10 protein-coding genes are annotated in these 12,363 nt (G+C 66.0%); 3 read left to right on the forward strand and 7 right to left on the reverse strand.

From position 1 onward, the window contains the following. The first annotated feature begins 439 nt into the window (after nt 1-439). A complete protein-coding gene (locus tag ABJO18_RS13965; protein ID WP_348515975.1) occupies nt 440-1,126 on the forward strand; it encodes a DUF4386 domain-containing protein in 687 nt (228 codons plus the stop codon). 361 nt (nt 1,127-1,487) lie between these two features. Here the strand turns inward: ABJO18_RS13965 and ABJO18_RS13970 are convergent, their stop codons facing one another. From ABJO18_RS13970 to ABJO18_RS13990, 5 genes are all read right to left on the reverse strand, one after another. Beyond that, the gene (locus ABJO18_RS13970; RefSeq protein ID WP_348508248.1) at nt 1,488-2,552 is read right to left on the reverse strand and encodes an efflux RND transporter periplasmic adaptor subunit; all 1,065 of its coding nucleotides are present in this window, start codon (nt 2,550-2,552) and stop codon (nt 1,488-1,490) included. Nucleotides 2,553-2,566: 14 nt separating this feature from the next. Then, entirely contained in the window at nt 2,567-5,650 is a 3,084-nt protein-coding gene (locus ABJO18_RS13975) for an efflux RND transporter permease subunit (RefSeq protein ID WP_348508247.1), read from the reverse strand. A gap of 135 nt (nt 5,651-5,785) precedes the next feature. Next, the gene (locus ABJO18_RS13980) at nt 5,786-6,445 is read right to left on the reverse strand and encodes a CoA transferase subunit B (protein ID WP_348509280.1); all 660 of its coding nucleotides are present in this window, start codon (nt 6,443-6,445) and stop codon (nt 5,786-5,788) included. Further along, the gene (locus ABJO18_RS13985; RefSeq protein ID WP_348509279.1) at nt 6,445-7,149 is read right to left on the reverse strand and encodes a CoA transferase subunit A; all 705 of its coding nucleotides are present in this window, start codon (nt 7,147-7,149) and stop codon (nt 6,445-6,447) included. Before ABJO18_RS13985 ends, ABJO18_RS13980 begins: the two co-directional genes overlap by 1 nt. A gap of 78 nt (nt 7,150-7,227) precedes the next feature. Then, entirely contained in the window at nt 7,228-8,127 is a 900-nt protein-coding gene (locus ABJO18_RS13990; RefSeq protein WP_348509278.1) for a YihY/virulence factor BrkB family protein, read from the reverse strand. Between the two features lie 87 nt (nt 8,128-8,214). Here ABJO18_RS13990 and ABJO18_RS13995 point away from each other — a divergent pair, with 87 nt between their 5' ends. Next, nucleotides 8,215-9,207: a WYL domain-containing protein gene (locus ABJO18_RS13995; protein ID WP_348509277.1), complete on the forward strand. Its 993-nt coding sequence runs from the start codon at nt 8,215-8,217 to the stop codon at nt 9,205-9,207. A gap of 163 nt (nt 9,208-9,370) precedes the next feature. On the opposite strand, the gene ABJO18_RS14000 is transcribed toward ABJO18_RS13995, so the two are convergent. After that, entirely contained in the window at nt 9,371-9,622 is a 252-nt protein-coding gene (locus ABJO18_RS14000; protein ID WP_348509276.1) for a hypothetical protein, read from the reverse strand. Nucleotides 9,623-9,962: 340 nt separating this feature from the next. Between ABJO18_RS14000 and ABJO18_RS14005 the strand changes: the two genes are divergently transcribed. Beyond that, nucleotides 9,963-11,183, forward strand: coding sequence for a pentapeptide repeat-containing protein (locus ABJO18_RS14005; RefSeq protein WP_348509275.1), 1,221 nt, complete (start codon nt 9,963-9,965; stop codon nt 11,181-11,183). 4 nt (nt 11,184-11,187) lie between these two features. Here the strand turns inward: ABJO18_RS14005 and ABJO18_RS14010 are convergent, their stop codons facing one another. Then, nucleotides 11,188-12,276, reverse strand: a complete 1,089-nt coding sequence (locus tag ABJO18_RS14010) for a CaiB/BaiF CoA-transferase family protein (protein WP_348509274.1) — start codon at nt 12,274-12,276, stop codon at nt 11,188-11,190. Nucleotides 12,277-12,363 lie beyond the last annotated feature (87 nt).

The following is a 12,363-nucleotide window of genomic DNA, read 5'->3' on the forward strand; positions in this document are numbered from 1 at the left end:
CGCCCTCATCACCCGCCTCGCCATGAGCCTCCTGCAGCGCATCGACGACCCCAAAACATCCATACGAAGACGCATGAAACGTTGCGCCTGGGAAAACGACTACCTCCTCAACGCCATCGCCCATATGCGATAGCCCTGCCCTGGGAGAGGGAGGAATGGGTTCAGCGCTTACCGCACTTTCTTCCCCTCACCGTTTTCCCCGGCCCTGTGCCGGGGCCTGGCATGCGCAGCCTGATTTCACCGGCTCAGGAGCGCGTACCCGCAGATATCCCCGGGCCCCGGCACAGGGCCGGGGGAAGCGGGTCGGTGTTTCCGGGCGGGCTTTCCTGCCCGATTTCGCCAATCGACATGGCCGATTTTCAAATCGGCCAGACGGCAGGCACGCCCCGGTCAAGGCTGGACGCTGACAGTGTCCAACCCCTTGAACCGGAGCGTATTGATGACCCTTCGACTATCCGACGGCAGACTGGCCGGCCTGCTGTATCTCCTGCTCGTCCTGACCGGGATTTTCAGCCTGATCTATGTGCCATCGCAGGTGATCGACATGAACGATCCCGAGCGGATGCTGGCGCTGATCGGTGACAATCGCAGCCTGTTTGCCGCCGGCATCTGCGTCGGACTGGCCGCCTATGTGATCTATCTCGCCCTGCCGGTCGTGCTCTACCGCATCCTGGCGCCCCATGGTGCGACCGCTGCGCGGCTGATGGTGCTGTTTGCCCTGGCGAGTGTGCCGATGACCTTCCTGGCACTGGGCGAGAAGCTGGCTTTGCTCGATCTGGCGGGCGTCGACGGCGCCCTGGCTGCCGATGCGGGCGCGCAGGCGCTGGCGCGGATGGAGACCTATTTCCGCTACACGAATCTCGCCTCGATCTTCTGGGGGCTGTGGCTCTTCCCGCTGGGCTGGCTGGGCTGGCGCTCGGGCCTGCTGCCGCACGTTCTCGGCTTCCTGTTGATGATCAGCTGTATCGGTTTCCTGGTCGAGTTTGCCGGCCCGCTCTTCATGAGCGGCTATTCCGGCAGCCTCCTCAGCACGATTGCCGGCACGCCGTCCTCCTTCGCCGAGATCGGCACCTGCCTGTGGCTGTTGATCATGGGCGAACCGAAGGCGTGGCGGAATAGACCCTAGCGCTCTGCTGACGCGGCGGCGCTCCCCTTCTCCCTCGGGGAGAAGGTGCCGCCGCAGGGGCGGATGAGGGGGAAAGCCGGGTGCTGGCGTTTCAATCGCGAAGGCCGGTGTCTTCCCCCTCTCCCTCGATCCCTCTCCCTAGGGAGAGGGAGGAAAGGGTTCAGCGCTTGCCGTTCTTTCTTCCCCACATCGTGGGGAAGTGGCCCCTTCTTCGCCTTGGCGAAGGAGGGGTCGAAGGGGTGGCGCGCAGCGCCAGAAAGCAGCAGAGCCAGGCTCCACCATTCCGCCGCTGACGCGGCGGCCCCTCCCCCGTTTCACGGGTCCCCCTCCCCATGAAATGGGGAGGAAATGGACAGGCCCCCTAAGCGTCCTCGCCGAGTTCCTGGACCGGGCGGCCGTCGCTCAACGTCTCCGCGCCGGAGACGACGACGCGCTGGCCGGCTTCCACATCGCCGTCGATGGCGACATAGCCGCCTTCGCGCACGCCCGCCACCACAGCGACCTGATGAGCGATGTGTTCGTCATCGACGACGAAGACATGGCTGCCGCTGGAGCGCAGCACCACCGCGTCATAGGGCGCAGCGGCCTGCAGACGCGGGGTTTCGGCCGGGAAAGCCGCGCGGGCGGCCGAGCCGACAATCCAGTCGGAACCGGTCAGATCGATCCGTACCTCGAAGGTACGCGAGACGGCGTCGCCGACCGGGATGATCGCGCGGATCGGGGCGCGCTGGCTGGTGCCGTTGGCGAGCGACAGCGTGACCTCCTGGCCCACTTCCAGGAAGGGCGCGATGGCGACCGGCACCTGGGCGACGGCCTCCTTGTGTTCGATATCCACCAGACGGACGATCTCGCGTCCCGGCGCGGAGATTTCCCCGGCCTGGATCAGGCGTTCCGCGACCCGGCCCGGAAACGGTGCAACGATCTGCGTGCGCTCCAGTTCCAGCTCGGCGCGCATCACGGCAGCCCGGGCCTCGCGCAGGTCCTGGTCGGCCAGATCGCGGGCCAGTTCGACCTCGCGCAGCCGGTTGGCCGGCACGGTGCCGTTGGCGGCGAGGCCTTCATAACGGTCGGCTTCCGCATTCTGGTAACTGGCGTTCGAGTTTGCACGGGCCAGGCGGGCGCGGGCCTCGTCGAGCTGGATGCGGGCCTGGCGGTCGTCCAGCTGGGCGATCAGCCCGCCGGTCTCGATCATGTCGCCCGGTTCGGCCACGAAGGTGACCCGGCCGGAGGCTTCCGCGGCGATGCGGGCATCATTGCGCGCCATGACGCTGGCCGGTGTCATCACCGTGCGGGCCATGTCGCGCTCGACGATCTCGGCAGTGCGCACCACGGCCGGCGGCGGACCGTCCTGGGCCAGCACCGCGGCGGGTGCGGTGACCAGGAGCGCGGCGGAGCCGGCAGCGAGGCAGATGAAGGATCGCAACATGTCGGGGCTCCGGTTTATTCGGCCGGCATCGTAGCCGGATCTGCCACCGTGCGGGACTGGCGCAATTCGCCCAGGCGCAGGAGGCAGGGAATGAGAACGAGGGTGAAGACGAGGCTGACGCTCATACCGCCCACAATCGCGGCTGCCAGTCCGCGATAGATGGTCGAGCCGACGCCGGGCACCAGCAGCAGGGGCAGCATGCCCAGGAGGCTGGTCATGGTCGACATGAAGATCGGCCGCAGGCGCACGCGCAGGGCCTGGTCGACCGCTTCGCGCCGGGCCAGGCCTTCGCGCTCGCCCTGGCGGGTCTGGTCGACCAGCAGGATGGCGTTGTTGATCACCAGGCCCAAAAGGATGACGAAGCCCATCATGGTGAGAAGATCGAGCGGCTGGGAGACGAACAGGTTCAGCACCTGCAGCATCACCACACCGCCCACCCCGGCCAGCGGGATGGAGACCAGCACCAGCAGCGCGTCGCGCAGCGAGCGGAACATGCCGGCCAGGATCAGGAAGAGGATCACCATCGCCATGCCCATATTCATCAGCATGGTGTTGATGGCCCGGTTCAGGCTGTCGGCGCTGCCGCCATAGACGATCGAGCCGTCGGCCGGCAGTTCGGCGCGCATGGCCGGTTCGATCTCGGTACGCACGGTCTCCAGGATCTCTTCCAGCGAGACGTTTTCCGGCTGGTTGATATTGATGGTGACGGTGCGGCGGCGGTTGAGACGCTGGATGGCGCCCGCCCCCACTTCCTCGCGGATTTCCACCAGATCGCCCAGCGGCACGACGGCACCGGACGGGGTCGCCACCGGCATGCCGGTCAGCTCGTCCGGCGTCTCCCACGGGGTGGAGCGCAGGATCATGTTCATGCGCGTCTCGCCGTCGAAATACTCGCCGATGAACTGGCCGTCGCCCAGCATGGCGATCATGCCCGCCACATTGCGGCGCGCCCATCCGGCCTCCTGGATACGCCGGTCGTCCGGCACCAGGGTCAGGCGCGGCTGGGTCGCCTGGGGCGGCGGATTGGCATTGATGTTCACGCCCGGAAAGCGCTCGCGCAGCATGGTCAGGCCGACCTGGGTCGCCCGGGCCCGCGCCTCGGCATCGGCGGACTGGATATTCACCTGGATATTGCCGCCCTGGGAAAAGCCGCCGAACAGATCGCCCTGCTGGGCAAAACCGAACACGTCGGGAATGCCGGTGATGATCTCCTCGCGGACAATGCGCTCCAGCTCGCCGACCTGTGACTGGTCCTGCACGCGGATACCGGCCGTCGCCCCGGTGCCGCCGGGGAAAGTGCCGAAATAATAGTTTCGCAGCGCCGGTTCCCGCTCGCCGCTCATATAGGGCTCTAGGCGTTCGATGACGGTGGCGGCGACCTCGTCCTCGATCCAGTCGAGATTGGAGCCCGGCGGGAAGATCAGGAAAGCGTCCACCGCATCGCGCTTCACCGGCGGCAGATAGTCCAGATCCGGCCGCAGGAACCAGGTCAGGGCCAGCGGGATGGCGATCAGCGTGCCGGCCAGCGCCAGGCGCCGGCGCGGACTGTCGCTCAGCATCATCACGCCCGAGGCGATCCGGTTGAGCATGGGCTGGCGCGTCCGGGTCGCGCGGTCGCGCACCCAGTATTTCGCCGCCACCGGCAGGATGGTCACGGCAACGATCATCGACACGGCGACGCCCACCGCGATGGTGATGGCGAGATCGGCGAAGATCTGGCCCTCGGCATTGCGGGTGAAGATGATCGGCAGGAAGATGGCAACGGTCGTGGTCGTGGAGGCCAGCAGCGCGCCCCACACCTCGCCGGCACCGCGTTCGGACGCGGTGTGCGCATCCTCGCCGCCCTCGCGCCGCCGGATGACGTTCTCCAGCACAATGATCGCCGCATCCATCACCATGCCGGTGGCAAAGGCCAGGCCCGCCAGCGAGATCACGTTGAGCGAGCGGCCCAGCAGGAAGAGCACGATCAGGGTGGAGAGCAGCGAGACCGGGATGGCGAGCGAGATGATCAGCGTCGCCCGCGCCCGGCGCAGGAAGAGCCAGAGCCCGAAAATCGCCAGCGCCACCCCCAGAAGCAGATTGGTGCGCAAGAGGTCGATGGCGCGCATGATGAAGACTGAGGCATCAAAGGACGGCGCCATCACCAGCTGGCGTTCAGCGAGCAGCGTCTCGTTGATCGTCGCGACTTCCGCCTTCACCGCGTCCAGCGCGGCGAGCACATTGGCACCCTGCTGGCGGCGCACCTCGATGCCCATCGCCGGATTGCCGTTCTGATAGGTGAAGTTCGTGCGCTCGCCATAGGTCACCTCGACCGTGGCAACATCGGACAGGCGCACCGGCGTTCCGTCGCGCCAGACAATCACCAGATCGCCCATCTCGGACGGTTCGAATTCACCCTCGAAACGCATCTGGTAGGAGCGGCGGCCGATCTCGGCATTGCCGCCGGACACGTCCTGGTTATTGGCGATGGCGCCGGAAATCTGCGGCAGGGTCACGCCCAGCGCTGCGGCGCGGTAGGGATCGACCGTGATCAGTAATTCCTCGGGCCGCTGGCCCCAGCCGATATTGACGCTGGCCACGCCCCGGATCGCCTCGAGGCGCGGCACCACCGTGTCCTCGATGAAGCTGGTATAGTCGTGGATCTCCATCGGATTGCCCGGCAAGGCCTGGACGAAGAACCAGATCAGGCTCTGCTGGGCGTCGCCGCCGAACCCGCCGACATTGGGACCCACCGCATCGCGCGGCAGCGGCGGCAATTGCGACAGGCGATTCGATATCTCGATCGCCGTCTGCGTCATGTCGGTTTCAAGCGCGAAGGTGAGGTTGATGAAGGCCGCGCCCTCATTGGTGAAGACGCGCATCTCCTCCAGCCCGGGCAGTCCGGTGAGGAGCTGTTCCTGCGGCTCGACGATTTCCGATTCCATTTCCAGCGGCGAGGCCGAGCGCCAGAACGTGGCGATATTGACCTGCGGACGCTCGGTGTCCGGGAAGAGCTGAACAGGCAGGCGTGTGAAGGCAAGAATGCCCATCAGCACGATCAGGGCAATTCCGACGCACACGGCGGCCGGATTGCTCAATGACAATCGGGTGAGCGGCATGTTTTCCTCCCTCGCCCGGCTTTCATAGCACTGCGGTGCGGGGGCAGGATTAAACCTTGCTAAGGCGGCTCACGCTTTGGTGAGCCGCCTTGCAGGTCAGTAAGTTAGCACTGATTACTTTTGCGTCAGGTCAGGTCAGGCTGTCGCGTGCTCTTTCAGCTGCGGTGAGACCGTGTAGCTGGCTTCGGTCTTCGACTTGATCTCGTCCAGCGTGACGTCGGGGGCCAGCTCGATCAGTTCGAGATGATCGCCCTTCACGTCGAACACGCCCAGCGTGGTGATGATGCGGTCGACACAGGCCTGGCCGGTCAGCGGCAGGGTGCAGGCCTTCAGCAGCTTGGGCTCGCCGGCCTTGTTGGCGTGGTCCATGATCACCACGACGCGCTTGACGCCGGCGACCAGGTCCATGGCACCGCCCATCCCCTTCACCAGCTTGCCCGGGATCATCCAGTTGGCGATATCGCCCGTCTCAGACACTTCCATCGCGCCCAGGATCGAGATGTCGATATGGCCGCCGCGGATCATCGCGAAACTGTCGGCGGAGGAGAAATACGAGGTGCGGCGCAGCTCGGTGATGGTCTGCTTGCCGGCATTGATCAGGTCGGGATCGACCTCGTCCTCGTAAGGGAAAGGACCCATGCCCAGCATGCCGTTCTCCGACTGCAGTGTGACGTCGATATCGTCGGCAATATGGTTGGCGACCAGGGTCGGGATGCCGATGCCGAGATTGACGTAGAAACCGTCTTCCAGTTCCTGGGCGGCGCGGGCCGCCATTTCATCGCGTGTCCAGGCCATTATGCGCTCTCCCTTTCGCGGATCGTGCGCTGTTCGATGCGCTTTTCGAATTCGCCCTTGAACAGGCGCTGCACGAAGATGCCGGGCGTGTGGATATGGTCCGGATCGAGCGCGCCCAGTTCGACGATTTCCTCGACCTCGGCGATGGTCACCTTGCCGGCCGTCGCCATCATCGGGTTGAAATTGCGGGCGGTCTTGCGGAAGACCAGATTGCCTTCCGGGTCGGCCTTCCAGGCTTTCACGATGGAGACATCGGCGGTCAGGCCGGTTTCCATGATGTAGGTCTCGCCGTTGAATTCGCGGTGTTCCTTGCCTTCCGCGATCATCGTGCCGACGCCGGTCTTGGTGAAGAAGCCCGGAATGCCGGCACCGCCGGCGCGGATGCGCTCGGCCAGCGTGCCCTGCGGATTGAATTCCAGCTCCAGCTCGCCGGACAGGAATTGCCGCTCGAATTCCTTGTTCTCGCCGACATAGGACGAGACCATCTTCTTGATCTGCTTGGCGTCGAGCAGGACGCCCAGACCGAAACCGTCGACCCCGCAATTGTTCGAGATCACGGTGAGATCCTTCACGCCGGCTGCGTGCAGGGCCGCAATGGCGTTTTCCGGGATGCCGCACAGGCCGAACCCGCCCGCCATCAACGTCATGCCATCGAAGACGAGGCCGTCCAGGGCCGCCTTGGCGTCAGGATATACCTTTTTCATGCAGACCTCTGCGTCAAAGTTGATAACTGGTTCATGTTTATATCGCGGGCGCAGCAGAAATCCAGCCGCCTCGCCTGCCTAGCCTGCGATCCGGTCCCGGCGCGTGCCGTAACGGGCGTCGATCTCGATCGCCAGCGCGCCGCCGAAGAATACCGCATAGGCCGACCAATAAATCCACAGAAGGAAGACGACAAGGGCGCCCAGTGACCCGTAGACGCCAAAATCGATCACCTGGCCGACATAGAGCGAAAAACCTTTCGACAGCCCCAGCCAGAGACCGGTCGACACCAGGGCCGCGACGGTCGAGGCCCGCCAGCTGACAGCTTCGGAGCGGCGGCGCATCGTCATGCGGTAGAGCAGTTCCAGCGCCACGAACATCACCAGGGCGGCGGCCGTCCACTCATTCACCAGCCCGCCGAAATCGAGCGGTTCCAGCCCGAGAAGCACGAACACCTTGCGCAGAAGGACCGGGATGGCCAACACGGCCAGATTGGCCAGGGTCAGCATCATCCCGCCGATCAGCACGGAGCCCATCGCCAGGATGTTGAAATGGATCACATTGCGGATGTCCTGGTCTTCCGCGAGATGGTTGAGCCCGGCGATCACCGCCTTCACCCCGCGCGAGGCGGCAAACAGGGCGATGGCCAGAGCAATGGCACCGTTTACCGACAGCGCCGAGATCGGCGCCACGGCAAGCCGTGCCATCTGGTTCAGCACGAAATCCTGGGCGCCCTGCGGCATGATGCCGGCAAAGCGCGCGATCTGCGCTTCCACATCGGAGACGTCATTGGTCAGGCCGTAGATCGACATCGCCAGCGCCATGGCAGGAAACAGGGCCAGCATGCCGAAATAGGAGGCGCCGCCGGCGAACAGCATCACGTCGCGCGCCATCGACCGGCTCACGGCCTTGATGATGATCATCAGCACGTCGATCACCGGATGCGAGTCCGGTATGTGTTTGCGAATGGACTTGAACATTGCCTGCCAAACGGGCCCTCTGCCGCACGAAAACGGAATCAGTCGTGTCCAGGCTGCCCCGCTTGCCCGTGAAACTAGGATAACCCGATGGCGTTTTCCAAGGCCGTGGAACTGTTGCAGCTGGCGCGCATGGCCAGCGGCTATGCCGGCGTCTCGCTGAACGAGATCGAGGCGGAGTTCGATTGTGTGCGCCGCACCGCCCAGCGGATGACCGACGCGCTGGTGCGCGTCTTCCCCGACACCGAGGATTATGTCGATGCCGAGGGCCACAAGCGCTGGCGCGTGCCGCGCCGCCGGGTGGCGGAATTCTTTGCGCCGACGGCCGACGAGGTCGCCGCGCTGGAACTGGCCGGCACGACGCTGGACCGCCAGGGCCTGACCCGCGAGGCCGGACAGCTGCGCACGCTGCGCGAAACCATCAAGATCCTGATGCCCGACAAGCGGCGTCCGGGGCTGGAAGCCGATGAGGAGGCGCTGCTGGAAGCCATGGGCCATGCCGCCCGTCCCGGCCCGCAACCGGCCTCGGATCCCCGCATCGACAGCGCCATTGCCGAGGCGCTGAAAGGCCCCTTCGTGCTGGAGATCGCCTATCGCGGACGTCAGGACAGCGCGGCCAAGACCCGCCGGGTGGAACCCTATGGCCTGCTGCTGGGCGCGCGGCGCTATCTGGTCGGCCGCGACCGGGCGCGCGGCGACACGGTGATGCGTCACTACCGGGTGGAAGATATCGAAAGCGCCGTGGTGACGGAGGACTGGTTTGCCCGCGACGAGGCCTTCGACCTGGAAGCCTATGCCAACCGCTCCTTCGGCGTGTTCCAGAACGAGGCCGAGTTCGGCGATGTCGTCTGGAAATTCACCCCCGCCGCCGCGCCCCACGCCCTGCGCTACCGTTTCCACCCGCTGCAATCGACCGAAACGCTCGAGGACGGTTCGGTGATCGTGCGCTTTCGCGCCAGCGGCCTGCTGGAAATGTGCTGGCACCTCTATGCCTGGGGCGACCAGGTCGAGGTGCTGGAGCCGAAAGCGCTGGCCGACATGGTCGCCGGCCATCGCCGCGGGGACTTTCCGGGACTGCCGTAGGGCGTTAGCGCCTCCGGCACCGGGATATCCCCCTCATCCGCCCTGCGGGCACCTTCTCCCCGCGGGAGAAGGGGTTTTCTTTCATCGCACGCTCCGCCCGAACTCCCTCTCCCTGGGGAGAGGGCTGGGGAGCGGGGGAAAGCACCGCTGGGAAAAATGGGTCTCACCGAACCGCGATGCGGACCATTTCGGCCGGCTGCCAGGACGGCATGGCGTGGCCGTCGGCCGAGCTCATGGCGAGCTGGTAGCCCTTGTTGAGATAGCGGCACACCGAGCGCAGGTCTTCCACGTGCAGGCAGTCGATCTCGTCGCCGGGACGCTGCATGCGGAAGAAACCGTCGCGGAAACGGTGCGGGACCATGTTGCGCAGAACGCCGCCTGCACCTTCGACATAGGCATTGATCGCGATGGCCATTGGGGCTCTCCATCCGTGTTCATCTTCGATGGAGATCACTCTGACAGGCCGCCAGGACAAAACCTGTCACCCCTCTTTTGCCCTGCTGAAATAAAGAAGCGCCGACTGTTGGGGGCAGCCGGCGCTTCGGTTCTATCTAAGCGATATCGAGACCAGAAAACGAGCGAGGGACTACAGGGTGTTCGCCGGTCTCGAGACGGACATTGCCAAAGGCCCGCTGAACCCGACATGAACGCCATTCATCATTCATGTCCGTCGCGCCCGGCAGCGCCGCTTGCCAGCATGGAAGGGCTTGGGTATCGCAGTTGCACAAAATGTCTCAGGCCGCACGGACGAACCTTTGACCGCACATGCATCCCGCAGCTGGGACCGGGCCGGCATCGAAAACGCACTCCGGTCGCACACCGCTTACCTGAAAGGCGATCCGGGCGGACAGCGTGCCGTCTTCCGCGGCGGCTCCCTGGCCGGCCAGGATTTCAGCGGCTGCGATCTCACCGATGCGGACTTTTCCGATAGCGACCTCTCCGACGCACGATTGGACGGGGCGGACTGCCGCGGCGCCCGTTTCCAGGGGGCCGTGATGCGCGAAGCCAGCCTGGTCGGCGCCCGGCTCGACGGTGCCGATCTGCGCGGCTGCGATCTCACGGGGGCCCGGCTTGTCGCGGCGCGCTGTGCCGGCGCGGATTTCCGCGAACGTCCCCTGCCCGGCCCTGACGGCAAGCCGGCCACGGTGCAGGCCAGCACGCTCGACGATGCGGACTTTTCCGGGGCCTCGCTGGCCGGGGCCCGGCTGGGCGGCGTTTCGGCGCGCGGGGCCCGGTTCGAGGATGCCAATCTGTCGGGTGCCCGCCTGTGCCGCGCTGACCTGGACGGCGCACGTTTCGCGCTCGCGCTGGTCGCCGGAGCGGATTTTTCCAGTGCTTCGCTGAAAGCCGCCGATCTGCGCGGCTGCGACATGGACAATGCCCGGCTCGACATGGCGACGACGCGCGACATGCAGACCGGCGCCCATCCCGACCGTCCCATCCCGGAACCGGCCGGCGTGCTGACAGCGCGTGAGGCCGAGACGCGGCTGACCGAACATATCCAGCAGGTGCGCGGCAGCGCCAGTGGCCAGCCGGTCGATTTCACCGGCCTCGACCTGCGTCCTGCCGGCTCGCTCGCCGGGCGGGCCCTGACCGCGCTGCGCGCACCGCGGGCCTGTCTGGCCGGGCTGGACCTTAGCGGCTGCGAACTGCAGGGCGCCCGCCTCGCCGGAGCCGATCTGCGCGGCTGCAAACTTGCCGGTGCCGATCTGCGCGGCGCCGATCTCAGCGGCGCCTGGCTCACCCATGCCGATCTGACCGGTGCCCGCCTGACCCCGCTCACCCTGGGCGGCGGACGCGTCCTGCCCGTCCAGCTGGACAAGGCACAATGCCGCTACAGCGACTGGCGCGGCGCCGATCTAGACCAGGCACGCCTTGCCGGCACCGATCTCGCCTATGCGCGGATGTCCGGTGCACGGCTGTCGCCCGATGCGCTGGCCGGCGCCCTGGGCACCGACCGCCTGCTGGATCGGTAGCTGGCTATACTCCCCAATCCGACAGGATTGCCTCACGATCGGCGCCGGGCACAGGCGCCGGTCCCTGGATGGCGCCGGGTGTACGCGAGAAGCGCGGCGCCGGGGCCGGCTGGCGCACCCCGCCCGGCTCGGCATAGCTGCCGCGCTCGCGCATGTGGGGATGGGCGGCGGATTCCTCGTAGTTAAGGACCGGCGCAAAACACACATCCGTGCCTTCCAGCAGTTCGCACCATTCATCGCGGGTCTTCTGGCGGAAGAGACCGGCAAAGACCGGCCTGGCCGCCTCCCAGTTGCGGCCCGACCAGTCCGCCGGCAGAACCTGGGCATCGACACCCAGTTTTTCGCACAGGAGCGCGTAGAATTCCGGCTCCAGCGGGCCGATCGAGACATGGCCGCCATCGGCGCATTCATAGACGGTGTAGAAATGCGCCGCGCCGTCGAGCAGGTTGCGGCCGCGCTCCGGCGACCACAGGCCGACCGCTGCCAGCTGGTGCTGCGAGGCCATCAGCGAGACGGCGCCGTCGACAATGGCAGCATCCACCACCTGCCCCTCCCCGTGGGTGCGGGCATGGTGCAGCGCGGCCAGCACGCCGAAGGCGAGATACATCGCCCCGCCGCCGAAATCACCGACCAGGTTGAGCGGAATGGCCGGCTTTTCCTGGCTGCCGATGGCGCCGAGCGCGCCGGACAGGGCGACATAATTGATGTCATGGCCGGCAGCATGGGCGAGCGGTCCATACTGGCCCCAGCCTGTCATGCGGCCATAGACGAGGGCCGGATTGGCCGCCAGGGCCACGTCGGGGCCAAGGCCCAGACGTTCCATCACGCCGGGGCGATAGCCCTCCAGCAGGATGTCCGCCTTGCCGATGAGATCGCGGCACAGGGCCAGCTCGGCCTCGTCCTTCAGATCCAGCGCAATCGAGCGCCGGCCACGGCCCAGAACATCGGCATATCCCCCGCCCAGCGCGCCTTTCCGGTCGACGCGGATCACGTCTGCGCCCATATCCGAGAGCATCATGGCGCAGAAGGGTGCCGGACCCAGTCCGACAAACTCAATTACCTTAACGCCTTTTAGAGGTCCTTGGGGTTTCATGTCGCCAACCTTTGATTCGTTTGTTCCAGAAGCGTGGCACTTGTGACAAACTCGCGAAATACGGCATCGGCGCTCAAATCGGCAGGG

Source organism: Maricaulis sp. (assembly GCF_039978735.1).
Taxonomy (GTDB): Bacteria; Pseudomonadota; Alphaproteobacteria; order Caulobacterales; family Maricaulaceae; genus Maricaulis.

Excerpts from the sequence above, each read along its gene's own strand:
- ABJO18_RS14000 (WP_348509276.1), bottom strand. The coding sequence starts at position 9,622 with ATGGCCATCGCGATCAATGCCTATGTCGAAGGTGCAGGCGGCGTTCTG.
- ABJO18_RS13985 (WP_348509279.1), bottom strand. The coding sequence starts at position 7,149 with ATGAAAAAGGTATATCCTGACGCCAAGGCGGCCCTGGACGGCCTCGTC.
- ABJO18_RS13980 (WP_348509280.1), bottom strand. The coding sequence starts at position 6,445 with ATGGCCTGGACACGCGATGAAATGGCGGCCCGCGCCGCCCAGGAACTG.
- ABJO18_RS13970 (WP_348508248.1), bottom strand. The coding sequence starts at position 2,552 with ATGTTGCGATCCTTCATCTGCCTCGCTGCCGGCTCCGCCGCGCTCCTG.
- ABJO18_RS13965 (WP_348515975.1), top strand. The coding sequence starts at position 440 with ATGACCCTTCGACTATCCGACGGCAGACTGGCCGGCCTGCTGTATCTC.
- ABJO18_RS13990 (WP_348509278.1), bottom strand. The coding sequence starts at position 8,127 with ATGTTCAAGTCCATTCGCAAACACATACCGGACTCGCATCCGGTGATC.
- ABJO18_RS13975 (WP_348508247.1), bottom strand. The coding sequence starts at position 5,650 with ATGCCGCTCACCCGATTGTCATTGAGCAATCCGGCCGCCGTGTGCGTC.
- ABJO18_RS14010 (WP_348509274.1), bottom strand. The coding sequence starts at position 12,276 with ATGAAACCCCAAGGACCTCTAAAAGGCGTTAAGGTAATTGAGTTTGTC.
- ABJO18_RS13995 (WP_348509277.1), top strand. The coding sequence starts at position 8,215 with ATGGCGTTTTCCAAGGCCGTGGAACTGTTGCAGCTGGCGCGCATGGCC.